17 protein-coding genes are annotated in these 17,978 nt (G+C 69.0%); 6 read left to right on the top strand and 11 right to left on the bottom strand.

Going from position 1 to position 17,978, the window contains the following annotated elements; all coding sequences use genetic code 11:
- Positions 1 to 5: 5 nt before the first annotated feature.
- The 6 genes from H7965_RS15450 to H7965_RS15425 form a co-directional block, all read right to left on the bottom strand.
- Entirely contained in the window at positions 6 to 1,193 is a 1,188-nt protein-coding gene (locus H7965_RS15450; RefSeq protein ID WP_229682634.1) for an efflux RND transporter periplasmic adaptor subunit, read from the bottom strand.
- A 301-nt stretch (positions 1,194 to 1,494) separates the two neighbouring features.
- Positions 1,495 to 2,325 carry a universal stress protein gene (locus H7965_RS15445; RefSeq protein WP_186771487.1) on the bottom strand — a complete coding sequence of 277 codons (831 nt, stop codon included), beginning with the start codon at positions 2,323 to 2,325 and terminating at the stop codon, positions 1,495 to 1,497.
- 10 nt (positions 2,326 to 2,335) lie between these two features.
- Entirely contained in the window at positions 2,336 to 3,556 is a 1,221-nt protein-coding gene (locus H7965_RS15440; protein WP_229682635.1) for an MFS transporter, read from the bottom strand.
- 28 nt (positions 3,557 to 3,584) lie between these two features.
- Entirely contained in the window at positions 3,585 to 4,979 is a 1,395-nt protein-coding gene (locus H7965_RS15435; RefSeq protein WP_229682636.1) for an FAD-binding oxidoreductase, read from the bottom strand.
- Between the two features lie 58 nt (positions 4,980 to 5,037).
- Positions 5,038 to 5,904 carry a dimethylarginine dimethylaminohydrolase family protein gene (locus tag H7965_RS15430; protein WP_186771485.1) on the bottom strand — a complete coding sequence of 289 codons (867 nt, stop codon included), beginning with the start codon at positions 5,902 to 5,904 and terminating at the stop codon, positions 5,038 to 5,040.
- A gap of 79 nt (positions 5,905 to 5,983) precedes the next feature.
- Entirely contained in the window at positions 5,984 to 7,486 is a 1,503-nt protein-coding gene (locus H7965_RS15425; protein WP_186771484.1) for a flavin-containing monooxygenase, read from the bottom strand.
- Positions 7,487 to 7,685: 199 nt separating this feature from the next.
- Here H7965_RS15425 and H7965_RS15420 point away from each other — a divergent pair, with 199 nt between their 5' ends.
- The gene (locus tag H7965_RS15420; RefSeq protein WP_186771483.1) at positions 7,686 to 8,699 is read left to right on the top strand and encodes a TauD/TfdA dioxygenase family protein; all 1,014 of its coding nucleotides are present in this window, start codon (positions 7,686 to 7,688) and stop codon (positions 8,697 to 8,699) included.
- 13 nt (positions 8,700 to 8,712) lie between these two features.
- On the opposite strand, the gene H7965_RS15415 is transcribed toward H7965_RS15420, so the two are convergent.
- Genes H7965_RS15415 through H7965_RS15395 form a run of 5 tightly spaced genes read right to left on the bottom strand, consistent with a single transcriptional unit; the run spans position 8,713 to position 13,310 of the window.
- Positions 8,713 to 9,921, bottom strand: a complete 1,209-nt coding sequence (locus tag H7965_RS15415) for an ABC transporter substrate-binding protein (RefSeq protein ID WP_186771482.1) — start codon at positions 9,919 to 9,921, stop codon at positions 8,713 to 8,715.
- 16 nt (positions 9,922 to 9,937) lie between these two features.
- The gene (locus tag H7965_RS15410) at positions 9,938 to 10,948 is read right to left on the bottom strand and encodes a branched-chain amino acid ABC transporter permease (RefSeq protein ID WP_186771481.1); all 1,011 of its coding nucleotides are present in this window, start codon (positions 10,946 to 10,948) and stop codon (positions 9,938 to 9,940) included.
- A gap of 10 nt (positions 10,949 to 10,958) precedes the next feature.
- Entirely contained in the window at positions 10,959 to 11,831 is an 873-nt protein-coding gene (locus H7965_RS15405; protein ID WP_186771480.1) for a branched-chain amino acid ABC transporter permease, read from the bottom strand.
- Positions 11,832 to 11,833: 2 nt separating this feature from the next.
- The gene (locus H7965_RS15400; protein ID WP_186771479.1) at positions 11,834 to 12,544 is read right to left on the bottom strand and encodes an ABC transporter ATP-binding protein; all 711 of its coding nucleotides are present in this window, start codon (positions 12,542 to 12,544) and stop codon (positions 11,834 to 11,836) included.
- Positions 12,528 to 13,310, bottom strand: a complete 783-nt coding sequence (locus H7965_RS15395) for an ABC transporter ATP-binding protein (protein ID WP_186771478.1) — start codon at positions 13,308 to 13,310, stop codon at positions 12,528 to 12,530. Before H7965_RS15395 ends, H7965_RS15400 begins: the two co-directional genes overlap by 17 nt.
- Positions 13,311 to 13,580: 270 nt before the next feature.
- On the opposite strand from H7965_RS15395, the gene H7965_RS32275 reads away from it, so the two are divergent.
- From H7965_RS32275 to H7965_RS15365, 5 genes are all read left to right on the top strand, one after another.
- The gene (locus H7965_RS32275) at positions 13,581 to 14,756 is read left to right on the top strand and encodes a helix-turn-helix domain-containing protein (protein WP_261394227.1); all 1,176 of its coding nucleotides are present in this window, start codon (positions 13,581 to 13,583) and stop codon (positions 14,754 to 14,756) included.
- Between the two features lie 3 nt (positions 14,757 to 14,759).
- Positions 14,760 to 15,002, top strand: a complete 243-nt coding sequence (locus H7965_RS15380) for a cupin domain-containing protein (protein WP_186771476.1) — start codon at positions 14,760 to 14,762, stop codon at positions 15,000 to 15,002.
- A gap of 89 nt (positions 15,003 to 15,091) precedes the next feature.
- Positions 15,092 to 16,120: an amino acid ABC transporter substrate-binding protein gene (locus H7965_RS15375; RefSeq protein WP_186771475.1), complete on the top strand. Its 1,029-nt coding sequence runs from the start codon at positions 15,092 to 15,094 to the stop codon at positions 16,118 to 16,120.
- A gap of 87 nt (positions 16,121 to 16,207) precedes the next feature.
- Entirely contained in the window at positions 16,208 to 16,390 is a 183-nt protein-coding gene (locus tag H7965_RS15370) for a CsbD family protein (RefSeq protein WP_186771474.1), read from the top strand.
- Positions 16,391 to 16,965: 575 nt separating this feature from the next.
- Positions 16,966 to 17,856 (top strand): FkbM family methyltransferase, encoded by an 891-nt coding sequence (locus H7965_RS15365; protein WP_186771473.1) that lies wholly within the window; start codon positions 16,966 to 16,968, stop codon positions 17,854 to 17,856.
- Positions 17,857 to 17,978: the final 122 nt, after the last annotated feature.

The raw sequence follows: 17,978 nt of genomic DNA, 5'->3' as shown, positions 1-17,978 counted from the left end.
CCGGGTCAGCCCTGCCGGCCGGGTGCGGCGGCACCCGCCGGTGGCCGTGGCGGCTGTCCGGCCGGGCCGGGGTTCACCGGCTGGCCGGGGCGAACCCGCTGCAGCCCCTCGCTGATGACGGTCTCGCCACCCTCAAGGCCATTCTCGATCACCACCTGGTCGTTCAACGTCTGGCCGAGCCGCACCGAGCGGCGCTGCGCCTGGTTCTCCGCCGCCACCACCAGCACGTAGTTGCCGCCCTGGTCCTGCAGCACCGCGGCGCGCGGCAGCACGATGGCCTGCACCGGCTCCACCCCCTCAACCGAGACGGTGACGAACTGCCCGTCGATCAGCTCGCGGTCGCCGGCGCCGGCCTGGACGCCGTCGCGCCGTGGGTTCGGCATCAGGGCGCGGATCAGCAGGCTGTCGGTGTTGCGATCGATCTGGGTGTCGATGAAGTCGATCTGCCCGGACTGCCCGTAGACCCGCCCGTCCGTCAGCCGGATCCGGATCCGCACCGCATTCACTCCGCCGCGACTCTCGTAACGGTTGCGCAGCTCGACCCCGGCGCGGGCGGAGACGGTGAAGGCGACGCGCATCGGGTCCTGGCTGACGATGGTCGCCAACGGCTCGGTCAGGGTAGGGGAGACGACATTACCCGGTGTGTAGGTCGCACGGCCGATCTTGCCGTCGATCGGCGCGATGATGTCGGTGTAGCCGAGGTTGATCTCGGCGGTACGCGCCTGCGCCTGGGCAGCGAGCAGCCCGGCGTTGGCCGTGCGCTCCTGCGCCTGTGCGTTGTCGAGCGCGACACGGGTGCCGGCGCCGGTCTGCTGCAGCTCCCGCGCGCGGGCGAGGGAGACGCGGGCATTCTCGAGCGTCGCCTGGGCGGAGGCGACATTGGCGCGAGCCTGTTCCAGAGATGCCTCGAAGGGCGGCTTCTCAATACGGAACAGGACCTCGCCGGCCGTCACCTCCTGGCCTTCCTGGAACAGGCGTTCCTGCAGGAAGCCGGTGACGCGGGCGCGGATCTCGACGCGGTTCACCGCCTCGATGCGACCGACGAACTCGACGCTTTCCGTCACCGGCCGGCGTTCCGCCTTGATGACACCGACTGCGGGTGGACCCTGCGGCCCGAACTGGGCCTGTGCAGACCCTGCGGTCGGCCCCGTGGCGAGCAGCAGAAGCAGGGCGAAGGTAGCCGGACGGTGCATGGGATTGTTCCGATTAGGGCGGCATGGGCCCACGCGGCGCATTGTGCACTGCGAAAGATAGCGAGAACGATTTGGCCCCAACCGACTTTGATGGCAAGCACTCGTAAACGAATTACCTGTTCTCCAGGCGGCAGGCCAGTTCAGGCTGCGGAAAGCGCGCTGCGCCATGGCGGATTGCGTCCACCTCTGAACGCCGGTCCACTCCAGCCTCCTCATGGGATGCGGCCAAGGTTGCATTCAGGCCGGGCTGCGGCGGTATCGGCCGGCGCTGCGCCTCCCCACCCTGGCCGATCACCATCGCTCAATGCTGCACGAAAACCGCGCAGGGCGCTTCCCGCAGCAGGCGCTGCGTCGTGGTGCCGAGCAGCAGGGCGCGCAACCCGGTCTTGCCGAAAGCTCCCATGACCAGCAGCCGGGCCGGCAGGTCGGCTGCCTCGGCCAGCAGGAGCTCGGCGGGATGGTTGCCAGTCACCGCGCGTTCCGTCACCGCCACCCCATGGTGGCGCAGGTAGGCGGCGCCCTCGGTGGTCAGCCGCGCCGCCTCCGCCCGCTCCGGGCTGGTCGCCAGCAGCTTCACCGCCCTGCCATCCGCCAGGCCAAGCAGGGCGAAGCTCTGCAGCGCCCGCTGGGCGGGCAGGGAGCCATCATAGCCGATCAGGACGCCGCCCTCGGCCGGGGCGCCCGGTGGCACCACCAGCAGCGGCCGCGGGCCGTCCTTCAGCAGCGCCTCAATCACCGGGGCGAACCCATCCTCCGCCTCTTCCTGGCCCAGGGTGCTGTCGCGACCGAGCACGATCAGGTCATGCGCCGCGCCGGCCCGCAGCAGCGCCGCCTCCGGCGCATCCTCCAGGCTCAGCACCGCATGAGGCAGGTCGCCGCAGGCGGCACGGGCGGCGCCGAGCGCCGCTGCCGCCTCGGCCTCCAGCCGGGCCGCGAGCGCGGCGTTGCGGCGTTCGGCGAAGGCGGCGCCGCCGACCGGTACCGGCTCGTGGGCGTCCCGGGTATGCGGCCGGTCAAGCACGGCGGCGAGGGTCAGCGCCGCGCCGCTGCGGCGGGCAAGGGCGATCGCCATGCCGCGTGCCGCCACGGCACCGGGCGTGTCGTCCAGCGCCACCAGGATGCTGCCCAGCATGATGGTCCTTTCAGCAAGCGCGGCGTCGCAACAGCAGGAAGCCGCTGGTGCAGAGTAGCAGCGCCACGGCGAAGCAGGCGAGCGCCGCCGCCGGCCCGCCCCAGGCGGCGGCCAGGCCGGAGACCACCTGCAGCACCGCCGCGCCGCCGAAGAAGGAGATGTTCTGCGCCGACAGCGCCCGCCCGGTCGCCTCCGGCGGCACCACCCTCCGCACCATGTCGAAGGTCAGGGCCTGGAAGGAGATGATGAAGCCGAGCAGGATGAACAGCACCGTATCCCAGGTCACCGGCAGCATCGGCAGCCCGGCCGCCGCCGAGAGCACCCCGCCCGGCCCGCCACCGATCACCGCCAGCACGATGAAGGCCGCGGCGTAATGGCTGCCGGCCAGCAGCAGCGCCGGCCGGCCGAGCGCCCGGCCGATCCAGCTGCAGGTCAGCGGCGCCACCGTCATCGCCACGGCGAAGCCGAGCAGGATGTTGCCGGCCTCGATCCGGCTCAGCCCCTTCACCTCCATCAGCCAGGGGCCGCCCCACAGGCCGCGGACGCCGAACATCACGGCGAAGCTGGCGAAGGCGATGACCATCATCGGCCGCAGCGGCCGGGACGCGGCCATGGTCAGCACCGCCCTGGCATCCTCCCACAGGCTCGCCGGCGCGCCGCGCTTCGGCGGCGGCTGGCGCACCGTCAGCGTCACCGCCAGGAAGACCAGCACCGCCAGCCCGGCCGAGGCCCAGAAGCCGGCCCGCCAGCCCTGCCATTCCACCAGCCAGGCGAGCGGGCTGGCCGAGAGCAGCAGGCCAGAATTGCCGAGCGTCAGGATCACCCCGGACCAGATGACGAAGCGCGCCGGCGGCACCGCCCGCACCGCATAGGTCATCGGGCACATCAGCATCCCGGAGCAGCCGAAGCCGAGCAGCGCCTGGGCCACCAGCATGGCAGGCACGCCCGGCGCCAGCGCCGCCAGCACCGCGCCGCAGATGGCGACCAGCAGCACGCAGAGCGAGGTGCGTCGCACCCCGAAGCGGTCCAGCCCGACGCCGACCGGCACCATCCCGAGGGCGAAGACGAGAGGAAACACCCCGGTCAGTAGCCCGAGCCCCTCCGCGGTCAGCCCCAGGTCGCGCTGCAGCACATCGGCGGCCAGGGCAGGGATGGTGCGGACGGCATTGGAAAAGACATGGCCAAGGGTCAGCGCCAGGATCGGCACCGCATAGCCGCCGCCGTGCGGCACCGTTTCCTCCCGACGCGGCATCGTCAGTTCAGTTCCGGAAGATCTTCCCCGGGTTCAGGATGCCCTTCGGGTCGAAGCCGGATTTGATGGTCCGCATCAGCGCCAGCGCCTCGGCGCCATGTTCCTGTTCCAGGAATTCGCGCTTGCCGAGGCCGACGCCATGCTCGCCCGAGCAGGTGCCGCCGAGCGCCAGGCCACGCGCGACAATCTTCCGGTCCAGTTCCCAGGCGCGCTCCAGCGCCGCCGGGTCGTTGGGGTCGAACAGGATCACCTGATGGAAATTGCCGTCGCCGACATGGCCGACGATGCAGGTGGTCTGGCCCAAGGCATCGGCATCCGCCTTGGCGCCGACGATGGCTTCGGCGAGGCGGGAGATCGGCACGCAGACATCGGTGGTGATGCCGCGGTGGCCGGGGATGAGGTTCACCGCCGCCCAATAGGCGTCGTGCCGGGCCTTCCACAGCCGGGAACGAGCTTCGGCGTCGGTCGCCCAGGCAAAACCCTCGCCGCCATGGTCGAGGGCGATGGCCTCCACCGCCTCCGCCTGTTCCCGCACTCCGGCCTCGGTGCCATGGAATTCGAGGAAGAGCGTCGGCGTCGCGCGGTAGCCTTCGAGCTTCGAGTATCTGATGCAGGCCCGCATCTGGTCGGCGTCCAGCAGCTCGATCCGGGCGACCGGAATGCCGGATTGCATGGTGACGATGGTGGTGTTCACCGCCGCTGCCAGGTCGGGGAACTGGCAGACCGCGGCGGATTGCGCCTCCGGGATGCCATGCAGCCGCAGCCGGACGCGGGTGATGATGCCGAGCGTGCCCTCGCTGCCGATGAACAGCCGGGTCAGGTCGTAGCCATTCGCCGCCTTGCGCGACCGGCCGCCGGTCTGGATGACGCGGCCGTCGGCCAGCACCACCTCCAGCCCCAGCACATTCTCGCGGATGGTGCCGTAGCGGACGGCGTTGGTGCCGCTGGCCCGGGTCGCGCACATGCCGCCGATGGTGCACACGCTGCCGGGGTCCACCGGGAAGAACATGCCCTGGTCCCGCAGGTAGTCGTTGAGCTGCTGCCGCGTCACCCCCGGCTCGATCAGGCAGTCCATGTCCTCGGCATTGACCTCGAGGATGCTGGTCATGCGCGAGAGGTCGAGCGAGATGCCGCGCCGCACCGGGTTCACATGGCCTTCCAGGCTGGTGCCGGCGCCGAAGGCCACCAGCGGCACGCCATGCTGGTTGCAGAGGGCGAGGATGCGACTGACCTCCTCGGTCGTCTCCACATAGGCGACGGCGTCGGGCAGGGTCGGCGCGGTCTGGTCCTCGCCGCGGCTGTGCTGCTCGCGGATCGCCTGGGCGGTGGAGAGGCGGTCGCCGAGGAAGGCCCGGGCGGCAGCGATCACGGCGTCCACGGGACGCGGGGCGAGGGTGTTCACGCGGTTTCCTCCATCCTGGCCGGCCAATTCAGACCTGCGGGCACGACGTGCCCTCCGGTCATCGGGCGGCCTCCTCCCGCCGCAGCGGGCAGGTCAAGCAATGCGGGCCGCCGCCGCCGGCGGTGAACAGCGAGAGCGCGGGGTCGAGCACCACCAGCCCCTCCGCCCGCAAGGCGGCATTCAGCCTCTGACTTTCCCGGGCGGATATCACGCGCCCGCCGCCGAGGGAAAGGATGTTGCAGCCGAGGTTCATTGCCTCCCGGTACGGGACGGGCAGGCAGCGGATGCCGGATGCCGAGAGCCATCCGGCGAACGCCTCCGGCAGCACGTCGAGGCAGGCGACGGCGAGGCCGGGGGCGGCCATGCAGAACAGCACATCGAGGTGGAGGAAATGCTCGTCGAAGCCTTCGATCCGCACCTCCCAGCCCTCGGCGCGCAGCCAGCCGGCAAGCTGTTCGGCCCCGGCCATGTCGGTGCGGCCACCGCTGGCGCCGATTAGGGCCAGGCCGGGGCGGAGGATATGGACATCGCCGCCCTCCAGCGTCCCGGTCGAGGATTTGCGCCAGAATCCCGAGCCCTGCGCCGCATGCCAGTCCAGCAGCGGGGCATATTCGCCGCGCCGCTGCGGCCGTTCGAGCTGGCACAGCACCGGGCCGCGATGGGTCACCACCACGCTGTCCCGCGTATAGGCCATGTAGGGCAGGTGCGGCTCGGGCGGCAGGTGGTGGACCCTCGTGCCGCCCTGCCCCAGCGCCTGCACCAGCTCACGGTGCTGCGCCTGCAGCCCCTGCAGATCGGGCTGGCCGCCCGCCGCCAGGGTGCGGCGGGCGATGGTATTGGTCGGGATCCAGCGGTAGTGGTCGGGGGCGCAGACCAGCACATCGGTCAGCGGGCCGGTTTCCGAGGCCACGGTCCAGTCGGGCATGGTACGAGCCTGCCGCGCCCGGCGCGCGGCGTCCAGCATCCGAGGACGCGACCGGCCGTTCCGGCCGCGCCCCCCCGGCTCAGCGATAGACGAAGGCGGCGTCGTCGAGGTCGATGGCCGGGAAGGCGTCCTTCTCGGACCAGTAATCCTGGTTGTGCTGCCATTCCGGCTTGTCGCCGCGCTTCGGCAGCAGGTGCATGCCGCGCATCAGGTAGCCCGGGTTGAAATTCTCCGGGTCGATCCAGGGCAGCAGCGGCATGTCCTTGTCCTCCGGCCGCAGCGCCACCTCGACCCGCTTCGCCCCGCGCGACTCCATATGGCCGAGCAGCCGGCAGACGAAATCGCCGACCAGATCGGCCCGAAGCGTCCAGCTGGCGCGGAAATAGCCGAACACCCACACCATGTTCGGCATGCCGGTGAACATCATGCCGCGGTAGGTGACGGTTTCATGGAAGTCCAGCGGCTTGCCATCGATCTCGAAGGCGATGTCGCCCAGCACGTTCAGGTGGAAGCCGGTGGCGGTCACGATGATGTCGGCCGCCAGATGTTTGCCGGACTTCAGCTGGATGCCCGCCTCGTCGAAATGCTCGATCTCATCGGTGACGACCGAGGCCTTGCCGGAGGCGATGCCCTGGAACAGATCGCCGTCCGGGATGAAGGCGAGGCGCTGCCGCCAAGGCCGGTAGCCCGGGGTGAAATGTGTCGCCACGTCGTAGTCCGGGCCGAGATAGCTGCGGACGTTGTTCAGCAGCTCCTGCCGCACCACCTCCGGTTCGTCGAAGGTGCGGCGGGTGAAGACCGCCTGGTCGTGCAGGATCTTCCGCCGGACGATCTCATGGATCCAGCTTTCGTCGATCTTGAGGGCGCGCAGCTCATCGGCGATCTCGATGGCATTGCGGCCGGTGCGGAAATAGGTCGGCGAGCGCTGCAGCATGGTGACATGGCCGGCGGTCGGCGCCATCGCCGGCACGACCGTGGCCGCGGTGGCGCCGGAGCCGATGACGATCACCTTCTTGCCCGTGTAGTCGAGATCTTCAGGCCAGCTCTGCGGATGGACGATGCGGCCCTTGAAGCGCTCCATCCCCGGCCAGTCCGGGGTGTAGCCCTCCGCATGGCGGTAGTAGCCCTGGCACATCCAGAGGAAATTCGTGGTGAAGCGGACCGCCTCGCCGGTGTCGGTGCGGGTGGCGTCGATGGTCCAGAGGTTGTCCTTCGAGGACCAGGCTGCGTGGTCGATGCGGTGGTGGTAGCGGATGTGCGGCGCCAGCCCGTTCTCCTCGATCACCTCGCCCATGTATTTGCGGATTTCCTCGGCCGTCGCGATGGGCGTGCCGGTCCAGGGCTTGAAGCGATAGCCGAAGGTGTAGAGGTCGCTGTCGGAGCGGATGCCCGGATACTTGTGCGTCCACCAGGTGCCGCCGAAGCTGTCTTGCGATTCCAGCACCACGTAGCTGGTGCCGGGCCGCTGGTGGGTCAGATGATAGGCGCCGCCGATGCCCGAGATGCCGGCGCCGACGATCAGCACGTCGACATGCTCGGTCCTCGAGGTGGCGGGGCGGGTGAGGGTTGCAATCTCGGACATTGGTTTCCCGTCTTCTGTTTCGGGGGGGCGGGTGGTGGCCTACCCAAGGTCGCACGGTCCAGCCGCCAGCGCGAGATCAACACCGCTGCCCGCAGATGGCAGAATGGTGCGGAACCGCACCCATGCTGCGGCCTGCGCCGGGTTGACCGCGCCGAGACCCGTTGCATAGCCTGCGATCGGCAGCATGGGGAATCAGCGGATGAGCGGCAGCTTCGAACTCATCCGGCCCCTGGCGGGGGCGAATTTCGGCGGCCTCCTCCGCGCGACCGGCGCGGTCGGTGCCGCCGCCGTGGTGCGTGCCGCCGAGGCCGAGCCCGCGGCGCTGCCCCAGGCCCTCGCCGAATGCGGCGGGCTGCTGCTGTTGCCGGGCATGGAGGAGATGGCCGAGGCGCCCGAGCTGCTGTTGCGGCTCAGCCGCCTGTTCGGCCCCGAGGTCGAGAATTACCGCGAGACCGGCATGGCGCCGAACATGGTGCATGCCACGGTGCCGGAGATTTTCCTCGTCTCCAACACCCCGCCGGCCCTGCGCCAGCCGCCGCCGATGCCCGACCCGCCGCTGACCGCGGATGGCCGGCTGCCGGTGCAATTCCCGCATCGCCGCGGCTGGCACACCGACCAGAGCTACCGCCGGCCGCCGCCCGACGTCTCGCTGTTCCTCGCCGTCATCCCGGTGCCGCAGGGCCAGGGTCAGACGCTGTTCGCCGATGCCAGCGCGGCCTACGCGGCGTTGTCCCCCACCATGAAGGCGCGGATCGAAGGGCTGGAGGGGCTGCACATCAGCTCTGGCGCCGGCCGCAAGCGCGATGCGGTGCTGGCGGGGGGGACGCCGCGGGTTCTGGCGCCGCATGAACGGCCGCAGCGCCAGCCATTGGTGCGGGTGCACCCGGTGACCGGCAGGCGCGCCCTCTACATGTGCGAATACGGCCAGATGGATTGGCTGGAAGGGCCGATCGCCGGCATGGAGCCCGGCCCGCATGGCGAGGGCGGGGCGCTGCTGGAGGCGCTGATGGCGCATGCCACAAGGCCGGAATTCGTCTACGTCCACGAATGGACGCGCGGCGACCTGGTGGTCTGGGACAACCGCTGCACCGTGCATGCCGCGACCTGGTTTGACGCGGCGCGCGAGCGGCGGCTGATGTGGCGGACGACGGTCAGCGGCAACCCCGGCGCGGCCTATGCCGGGGAGCGCAAGAGCTGGATCGCCGCCGAATAGGCTCCGGCGGCTCCTACACGTTTGCGCCCTCGATCACCCCGCCGAACCGCACCCAGGACCGGCCGTCCCAGCGCTGCAGCTGCATCTGGCGGATGACGTTGTAGTTGTTCGGCTGGGTCTGCACCTTCACCCCGGGCAGCAGGGTGGCGACATCGAGCGGCTTGATGTTGGTCGCCTGCCGCATGACGTTCTCCCGGCTGAAGTCGTTACCGCATTGCCGCAGCACCTGCAGCATCGTGCTCGCCACGCCATAGGCGTAGGTGTAGTTGTTGTCCCCGAGTTCGCCATCCGGGATGTAGCGGCGCATGAAGTCGCGCCACTCGTTCATCCCGGGGTCATTGGCCCAGGCCGGGTCGGACTGATCCTTGCGGTAGTCGGAGGTGATCAGGCCGATCCCCTTCTCCGGCCCCGCCGGCTGCATCACCACCGCGCCGGAAACCGAGACATTGGTCATGAACATCAGCGGCCGCCAGCCGATGTCGTGCACCCGGCGGATCGCCTGCGCGGCGAAGCGCGGGATGATGCCGCAGATCAGCGCATCGGCGCCGGTCGATTGCAGCGAGACGATCTGGCTGTCGATCGTCGGGTCGGTCGCCTCATGCGAGGCGAGCTTCACCATGGCGTCGAAGCGCGGGCCGAGCACGTCGCGCACGCCGTTGACGTAATCCTTGCCGAAATCATCATTCTGGTAGAGCAGCGCGATCTTCGCATCCGGCTTCTGTTCCAGGATGTGCTTGGCATAGATCTGCGCCTCGGTGCGGTAGCTGGGCTGCCAGCCGATGGTCCAGGGGTACTCCTTCGGATTGGCCCATTTGTCGGCGCCGGTCGCCAGGAACAGGTGCGGGATCTTGCGCTGGTTGACGTAGCGGTGGATGGCGCTGTTGGTTGGCGTGCCGAGCTGGTTGAACAGGAAGGCGACGCGGTCCTGCTCCACCAGCCGCCGGGTCTGCTCCAGGGTACGCGGCGGCTGGTAGCCGTCGTCGTAGACGATGAAATTGATCTGCCGCCCGGCGATGCCGCCCTGGTCGTTCTGCCGCTTGAACACCGCCGTCAGCGCGCGCGAGATCACGCTGTAGGAGGAAGCCGGGCCGGACAGCGCATTGGTGCTGCCGATGCGGATCTCGTTGGCGGTGACGCCCGGCGCCTGCTGCGCCGGGGCGATCCGGGGCGTGGCCAGGGTCGCGGCGGTTGCGGCAAGCAGGGCACGGCGGCTGGTGGTCATGGCGGTGGTCTCCCGGTCAGCCGGCGCCCCGGCGGGCCCGCGCATAGAGACGGCGCAGCAGCCCGGCGAAGCCATCCGGCAGGATGAAGAGGAAGCCGATGAGGATGATGCCGTAGATCACCCCCGGCGCGGCCTTGCTGACTGTCTCCGCGATGTTCGGCACGAACAGCACGAACAGCCCGCCGAACAGCGAGCCGAGGATGGAGGCGACGCCGCCCACCACCATGCCGACGAACAGGCTGATCGACAGCGCGAAGGTGAAGCTGTCCGGCGCGACGAATTCCACCGCCACCGCCGAGAGCGAACCGGCGATCCCGGTGATCATGGCGCTGGTGGCGAAGGCGCGGGTCTTCAGGGTGGCGATATCCATGCCCATCGCCTCGGCCGCGGTCGGGTGGTCGCGGATTGCCATCAGCGCCCGGCCGATGCGGCCGCGGATCAGGTTCCAGGCCAGCAGGAAGCACGCTGCCGAGACCAGCACGGCGACCAGGTACATCCACTGGTCGGGATCGAAGGGCGCCCAGGACGGCGGGTCGGGCTTGACGAGGAACAGCCCCTGCACGCCGCCGGTCCAGTCCTCGATCGCCTTGTGCTTCAGGATCTGCGGCACCGCCACCGCCAGCGAGAAGGTGGTGAGGGCCAGATAAAGGCCGCCGAGCCGCAGCGCCGGAAAGCCGACGCCATAGCCGACCAGCCCGCAGACCACCGCCGAGACCGGCAGGGTCGCCCAGAACGACCAGTCCAGATGCGACATCAATATGGCGGTGACATAGGCGCCGACGGCGAAGAAGGCGCCATGGCCGAGGCTGATCTGGCCATTGTAGCCGGTGACGATGTTCAGCCCGAGCACCGCCAGTGCCATGATCACCGCCATGGTCAGCTGGAACAGCTGGAAGCTCTCCAGCAGGAAGGCTGGCAGGATGGCCAGCGCCAGCCCGGCCAGCAGCAGGGCGGCGCGCTGCCAGCCGGCGACCGTGGTTTCGGGGCGGCGCAGCGGGACCGCGGCGGTCTGTTCGGCAGCGCTCATCGACCCACCCTCATACCCGGCTCGTCACGACGCGGCCGAACAGGCCGGAGGGCTTGACCACCAGCACGCCGATGATGATGGCCAGCGCCACCGTCAGCTTCAGTTCGGTACCGACCACATAGGCGCCGGCGAGGTTCTCCAGCACGCCGACGGCGAAGCCGCCGATGACTGCCCCGGCGGGGTTGTCGATGCCGCCCAGCAGCGCGCCGGCGAAGGCGTAGAGCAGGATGCCGAGCATCATGTTGGGGTCGAGGAAGACCACCGGCGCCACCATCATGCCGGCGACCGCGCCGATGGCCGCCGCCAGCCCCCAGCCGAGCGCCAGCATCCAGCCGACCCGGACACCCACCAGCCGGGCCGAGCGCGGGTTGTAGGCCGCCGCCCGCATCGCCAGCCCCAGCGAGGTATGGCGGAAGAACAGATAGACCAGCACCAGCACGCCGAGCGTCACCGCGGTGCTGCCGAGCTCATGCGCTGAGACCAGCCCGCCGAGCAGCGGCTGCTCGCTGCTGAAGGGGGAGGGGAAGGCCTTGGTGGTGTAGCCGAAGATCCAGCCGGTGCCGTTGCCGATGATCAGCAGCAGGCCGATGAAGACGCCGACATGGGTCAGCACCGGTGCATTCTGCACCGGCCGCATCAGCACCCGCTCCACCACCACGCCGATGACAAAGGAGACGATGATGGTGGCGAGGAAGGCCAGCCAGTAGGGCACGCCGGCCTGGATTATGCTGAGGGCGATGAAGGTGGAGAGCGTCGCCATCTCGCCCTGGGCGAAATTCACGTGGTGCGTCGCCTGGTAGATCATGACCAGCGCCAGCGCGACCGCGGCGTAGATGCCCCCCGTGGCGATGCCGGCGATGATCTGGTGAGCAAGCCCCTCCATGCTCAGTACCCCAGGTAGGAACGGCGGATCGCTTCATCCTCGCGGATCTCCGCCGCCGGGCCGGAGACGACGATGCGGCCGGTCTCCAGCAGATAGGCCCGGTCGGCGAGTTCCAGCGCGAGGTTGGCGTTCTGCTCCACCAACAGGATGCCAACGCCGCTTTCGGCGCGGATGCGGCGCATGATGCCGAAGATCTCCTGCACGATCAGCGGCGCGAGGCCGAAGCTCGGCTCGTCCAGCAGCAGCAGGCGGGGGCGCAGCAGCAGCGCCCGGGCGATGGCCAGCATCTGCTGCTCGCCGCCCGAAAGCGTGCCCGCCTGCTGCTTCCAGCGCTGCCGGAGGCGGGGGAACCACGCCCACATCCGCTCGAAATCAGCCTGAACCTCCCGGTCGCGTCGGACATAGGCGCCGAGGCGGAAATTCTCCTCGACCGTCAGTTCCATGAAGGTGCCGCGGCCGTCCGGCACATGCGCCAGCCCGCGCCGGGCGATGTCCTCGGTCGCCCAGCCGGCGATGTTCTCGCCGCCGAGCAGGATCTCGCCCTCGGTCTTCACCATGCCGCAGACCGCGCGGAGCGTGGTGGTCTTGCCCGCGCCATTGGCGCCGAGCAGCGCGGTCACGCCGCCATCCTCGACCAGGAAATCGAGGCCATGCAGCACATGGGTCGGGCCATAGCCGGCGCGCAGCCCCTTGGCTTCAAGCAGCATGGGCATGGCTGCCTCCGTCGCCGAGATAGGCGCGGATCACCTCCGGGTCGCTCCGGACCTCCTCCGGCGTGCCATCGGCGATCTTCCGGCCGAAATCCAGCGCCACCACCTTGTCGGAGACGCGCATCACCAGGTTCATGTGATGCTCGACCAGCAGGATCGCGAGGTCGAAGCGGGCGCGGATGTCGCGCAGCAGCTCTGCCAGCCCATCCACCTCGCCGTGATTGAGGCCGCCGGCGGGCTCGTCCAGCAGCAGCAGCTTCGGCCCGCAGATCAGGGCGCGGGCCATCTCAACCCGCTTCTGGGTGCCGAAGGACAGGTCGGCCACCGGCACATCCGCCACCGCCTCCAACTCCAGCATCGCCAGCAGCTGCGCCGCGCGGCCGGCGGCGGCGGCATCCTCCCGCCGTGCCGCCGGCAGCCGCAGCGCATTGGCGAGGAAGCCGGCATGGCCGGCGGAATGGGCGCCGGCCAGCACGTTCTCGCGCACTGTCATGCTGCGGAACAGCGCCAGGTTCTGGAAGGTACGGCCGAGGCCGAGCGGGGCCATGCGGTGGCGCGGCTGGCCGGTCACCACCTGCCCGGCGAAGCGCACCCGGCCTTCGGTCGGGCGGTAGATGCCGCTGATGACGTTGAACAGCGTGGTCTTGCCGGCGCCGTTCGGGCCGATCAGGCCGCAGATCTGCCGGTCATCGACCGCGAAGGACACCCCGGCCACGGCGGTGACGCCGCCGAACCGAACGAAAACCTCCTCCACCTCGAGCAGCGCCATTCAGCGCCCCACAGCCGCACGCTCGGCGGCCTTCAGCGGACGAACTCCATCCCCGCAGCCCCAGCGGCCAGCCATGCAACCTCCCTGTCATCCTGGCCCCTGCCGTTGGCCGGCGGGGCGGATTTGCTCTCAGACAAAGGCATTTGACAGGCCAAGCCGCCGGCAGCGCAAGGCACAAAAGGCAACCGGAGGGTTATCTCGGCTGCTGGCGCAGCAGCCGCGGCATCGATGTCTCCTTCGGCCGGCCCGGGAGTTCGCCGGCTGGTGCTGATGGACCCGGATGGCTGGCCGCTGCCGCGGGCGAGGCCGGGCGCGCATATCGACCTGCACCTGCCGAATGGCATGATCCGCACCTATTCGCTCTGCGGCGACCCGGCCGAGCAGGACCGCTGGGTGGTGGCGGTGAAGCGTGAGGCGGCCGGCCGCGGCGGCTCCGCCTGGCTGCATGATGCGCTGGCGTCCGGCGACACGCTCGGCGTCTCGCTGCCGCGCTGCACCTTTCCGCTGTCGGCGGAGGCCGTGCGGCATGTCTTCATCGCCGGCGGCATCGGCGTCACCCCCTTCCTCGCCATGGCGGCGGCGTTGGAGCGGACCGGCGGCGACTACCTGCTGCATGTGCTGCACCGGGACGCGCCGCCGCTACCGGACCAGCTCGCACCGCTGCTGGCACGGGGCCGCGCCCGGCTGCACGACACCGCGGCGGCACCGCGCCCGCCACTTGCCAGCCTGCTCGGGCCGTCCGCGTCCGGCCTGCACGCCTATTGCTGCGGCCCCGCCGGCATGATCGCGGGTTTCGAGGCGGCAACGGAGAGCTGGCCTGCCGGCCAGGCGCATGTCGAGCATTTCGTCCCGCCGCCGCTGCTCCCCGACCCCGAGGCCCGGCCCTTCACCCTGGTGCTCGCCCGCAGCGGCGCCACCGCGGAACTCGCCACCGGCGCCGCTGCTGCCGGCGCTACGGGCATTGGGCGCCACGGTCGAGGCCTCCTGCGAGGGCGGCATCTGCGGCGCCTGCCGGGTCCGCTGGCTGGAAGGCCCGCCGCTGCACCGCGACCGCGTGCTGCAGCCGGAGGAGCGGGCCGAGCATGTGATGGTCTGCGTCGCCGGCTGCGCCGGGCCGCGGCTGGTGCTGGATCTGTGAGCGGGGCGCAATGCGCGCCGGCAGCGAGCCCGGTGTCCCTCGGCGTGCTCGGCCCGCAGCTTCGGCGGCTGCGCGGCGTGCGCGGCCTGACGCTCGACGCGCTGGCGGCGGCGGTCGGGCTCGATAAGGGCTTCCTCTCACGGCTTGAGCGGGGCAGAAGGCGCCCTCCGTCGCCACCCTGCTGCGGCTTTCGGTGGCGCTCGGCGTACCGGTGGCGGAGTTGCTGGGCGAAGCGCTGCCGGCGGATGCGGTGCGCATCACCCGCGCCGCGCGCCGGCCGGGCGAGGCGCCCGGCGTCGAGGCGCTGACCCGTGGCGACGCCCCGCTCGCGGCCTTCATCGTCCATCCGGGCGCGGATTTCGCCGAGGGCGCATGAGCATGAGGGCGAGGAACTGCTCTACGTCCTCGCCGGCAGCGTCGAGCTGGCCTTCGCCGGCCGCAGCCTGATCCTTGGCCAGGGCGGTGCCGTGGAGTTCGCCGGCCACCTGCCGCACCGGCTGCGCCGCATCGGTGCGGCGGCGTCCGCGGTGCTGATCGTCGTCGCCCGGGGCTGAATCCGGCCACGGTGGCCTTGCGACGGGCCGTGGCCTATCACCCCGGCCGATGGCGCGGCAGGACGCCGTGCCGATGAGGAGGACCCGGAATGGTACGGCATGCGAGACTCCGCCTGCGCTGGCTGCTGGTCGCGGGGCTGACATTGGCCTTCGGCACGCAAGCCACGGCACAGACCCTGGCGGCGGTGAAGCAGCGCGGCACGCTGAATTGCGGCGTCAGCCAGGGTTTCGCCGGCTTTTCGGCGCCGGACAGCCGGGGCGAGTTCCGCGGCCTCGACACCGATTACTGCCGTGCCGTCGCCGCGGCGGTGCTGGGCGATGCCAGCAAGGTGCGCTTCGTGCCGCTGACCGCGCAGGCCCGCTTCACTGCCCTGCAGACCGGCGAGGTTGACGTGCTGTTCCGCAACAGCACCCAGACCTTCCTGCGCGACGCCTCGCTCGGCCTCAATCAGGGGCCGGTGAATTTCTATGATGGCCAGGGCTTTGCCATCCGTCGCGACGCCAATGTGACAAAGGTGCAGGAACTGGACGGCGCCACCATCTGCGTCGCCCAGGGCACCACGCATGAGCTGAACCTCGGCGACGTCTTCCGTGCCCGCAACATCAAGTTCAGCCCGGTGGTGTTCGAGCGGGTGGACACGATGTACGAAGCATTCTTCAGCGGCCGTTGCGACGCGATGACGCAGGATGCCAGCGCGCTTGCCGGCGCGCTGACGGTGGCACGGGATCCGTCGGCCTATCGGGTGCTGGAGGAGACCATCAGCAAGGAGCCGCTCGGCCCCTTCACCCGCAATGGCGACGACCAGTGGTCCAACATCATCGCCTGGGTGCATTACGCGCTGCTGGAGGCGGAGGAACTGGGCGTGACCCAGGCGAATGCCGCGGAGCAGGCGCGTTCGCCCAACCCGACCATCCAGCGGCTGCTCGGCACCGCTGGCGAATTCGGCGGCCGGCTCGGCCTCGATAATGCCTGGGCGGCGAATGCGATCCGCGCGGTGGGCAATTATGGTGAGGTCTTCGAGCGCAACCTTGGCCAGGCCAGCCCGCTGAAGCTGCGGCGCGGGCTCAACGGGACCTGGACGCAGGGCGGGCTGATGTACGCCCTCCCCTTCCGCTGATTCGGAGGCCGCAACCTTCCGCGATGCCATCGCGTTCCTGTCCCGAAGCCGCCGCATCTTGCGGTGCGCCGTAGAAAGGGTAACGCCATGGACAAGGACCGCATTGCCGGTGCCGCGAAGCAAGCCAAGGGCGCCGTCAAGGATGCCGCCGGCAAGGTGACCGGCGACACCAAGCTGCAGGCCGAAGGCAAGACTGACAAGGCCGAAGGCAAGGTGCAAAGCACGGCCGGCGGGGTGAAAGATGCCGCGCGCGACGCGATGGACAAGTAGCCGGGACCGGCGCCGGGGCATGAGGTTCCGGCGCCCTTCTGGCGGTTACAGACACGCCGTATAGTTTCGCCTAATCCTCGGCATCGCGCCTAGTGTGGTGGGTTGTTCTTTATTCGGCCGCCTGAACAGGTGCTGGAGATTGTTGCCTGAGGCGTAAACGGGTGGGCCAGGGTAATTCTTGTTGAAGGCCGGCTTGTATTGACGATTACGTAGATGCCGATTGACGAGATGCAATTACGTCGTGCGTCGTCGGAAATCGAACTTGCGCACTCTGTTAAAGCTGTGGAGGCATGGATGGGCATATACCCCTTCCAAGCTGCACCAATGGCCATGGCCGCATCGGTGTGGAGATGTGCGCGCTTTCCCGCAACCTATACTGATCGCCGACTTTTGGTGGCGATGCGGTCATACTGGCCTTGTAATGTTGCTTCCTTGCGCTGCATTGCCAGGTTATGGTTGAGGCGCGGGGCGGGGTATGCATGCAGGGATTGATGGGGCGCCTGCGCAGGCTTCATGCTACCTCAGCCTTTGAGTGGTTCGCCGGGCCCTCGCCAAAGCTCGCAATGGGAGGGCGCATGTCACTCGCTAACCGACTTAGCCTTTTGACACTTGAGGACTTCATCGCCTGCCACGACAGGGTGGAGTTGGAGGCGGCGATCCGAGCTCGTTGTCAAAGTGTTGCAGTCGACCCACAAACGATCCTGTGTCGTATCCTCGGACGTTACAAATTCTTTGTCGATTGCCGTGATCAAGGCTTGGCACCGCATTTGATGCTTGATGGTTACTGGGAGTACTGGGTCAGCGATTTCATCTGGCGGAACGTGAAGCCGGGCGAGACCGTTGCTGATATCGGTGCAAACCTCGGCTATTACACGGTGCTTCTGGCGGACCTCGTCGGCCCCGGCGGTCGCGTTATGGCATTCGAACCGAATCCCAGGCTGTTCGATCTGTTGCAACGCAATGTCGCCATCAACGGCTTCAGCCGTTGGGCCAACTGCCATGCCAAGGCTGTTGCCGCCAAGAGCGGGGAGTGGCTGAACTTTCGCGCGCTGGTGACGGATCCGAAGAATGGCGCCCTGTCGCCGGCGGCCTCTGACCGCCAACCGGATCCCGACCACATTGAGTTGGCAGTCGAAACACAGGCATTCGACGATCTCTCGGTTGGTCCCATCAGTTTCCTGAAGATCGACGTCGAAGGCGCCGAGGAGGCGCTGTGGTCGGGGCTACAGCAAACGATTGCGAGAAACCCGAATATCAAGATCCTGTTGGAATTTAATTCCTTCCGCTGCCGAGCCCCGGAACGCATGATTGCCGAAATGGCTGAGCTATTTCCACTGCGGAAGCTTGATTATGATGCCGTGGTGCGCAGCACGGATGCGGCACATCTGTTGCGAGACCCCGAAGATACCATGCTGTATCTTTCCCGCACGGATCCGGTCGATTTTTCAACGCCGTCCTCGTTCTAGAGCGAAATCTGACCATTCAGAGTCGCTGAGGATTCCCGCCCGGCGCGAAATCTGATTCACCGTGCCTGCTGGGCACGGAGGCCAGCTTGCATGGCGAGAACCCTGTCCGAAGATCTACGCGC

Source organism: Siccirubricoccus deserti (genome assembly GCF_014283215.1).
Classification (GTDB): domain Bacteria; phylum Pseudomonadota; class Alphaproteobacteria; order Acetobacterales; family Acetobacteraceae; genus Siccirubricoccus; species Siccirubricoccus deserti.
Note: the sequence above shows the minus strand (reverse complement) of the source record. Positions and strands in the feature narration are given on the sequence as shown.

What these genes read in the sequence shown, in the direction of transcription:
- H7965_RS15410 (WP_186771481.1), bottom strand. Translation starts at nt 10,948, where the DNA reads ATGAGCGCTGCCGAACAGACCGCCGCGGTCCCGCTGCGCCGCCCCGAA.
- H7965_RS15370 (WP_186771474.1), top strand. Translation starts at nt 16,208, where the DNA reads ATGGACAAGGACCGCATTGCCGGTGCCGCGAAGCAAGCCAAGGGCGCC.
- H7965_RS15365 (WP_186771473.1), top strand. Translation starts at nt 16,966, where the DNA reads ATGTCACTCGCTAACCGACTTAGCCTTTTGACACTTGAGGACTTCATC.
- H7965_RS15405 (WP_186771480.1), bottom strand. Translation starts at nt 11,831, where the DNA reads ATGGAGGGGCTTGCTCACCAGATCATCGCCGGCATCGCCACGGGGGGC.
- H7965_RS15395 (WP_186771478.1), bottom strand. Translation starts at nt 13,310, where the DNA reads ATGGCGCTGCTCGAGGTGGAGGAGGTTTTCGTTCGGTTCGGCGGCGTC.
- H7965_RS15445 (WP_186771487.1), bottom strand. Translation starts at nt 2,325, where the DNA reads ATGCTGGGCAGCATCCTGGTGGCGCTGGACGACACGCCCGGTGCCGTG.
- H7965_RS32275 (WP_261394227.1), top strand. Translation starts at nt 13,581, where the DNA reads ATGGACCCGGATGGCTGGCCGCTGCCGCGGGCGAGGCCGGGCGCGCAT.
- H7965_RS15430 (WP_186771485.1), bottom strand. Translation starts at nt 5,904, where the DNA reads ATGCCCGACTGGACCGTGGCCTCGGAAACCGGCCCGCTGACCGATGTG.
- H7965_RS15450 (WP_229682634.1), bottom strand. Translation starts at nt 1,193, where the DNA reads ATGCACCGTCCGGCTACCTTCGCCCTGCTTCTGCTGCTCGCCACGGGG.
- H7965_RS15420 (WP_186771483.1), top strand. Translation starts at nt 7,686, where the DNA reads ATGAGCGGCAGCTTCGAACTCATCCGGCCCCTGGCGGGGGCGAATTTC.
- H7965_RS15375 (WP_186771475.1), top strand. Translation starts at nt 15,092, where the DNA reads ATGGTACGGCATGCGAGACTCCGCCTGCGCTGGCTGCTGGTCGCGGGG.
- H7965_RS15400 (WP_186771479.1), bottom strand. Translation starts at nt 12,544, where the DNA reads ATGCCCATGCTGCTTGAAGCCAAGGGGCTGCGCGCCGGCTATGGCCCG.
- H7965_RS15425 (WP_186771484.1), bottom strand. Translation starts at nt 7,486, where the DNA reads ATGTCCGAGATTGCAACCCTCACCCGCCCCGCCACCTCGAGGACCGAG.
- H7965_RS15415 (WP_186771482.1), bottom strand. Translation starts at nt 9,921, where the DNA reads ATGACCACCAGCCGCCGTGCCCTGCTTGCCGCAACCGCCGCGACCCTG.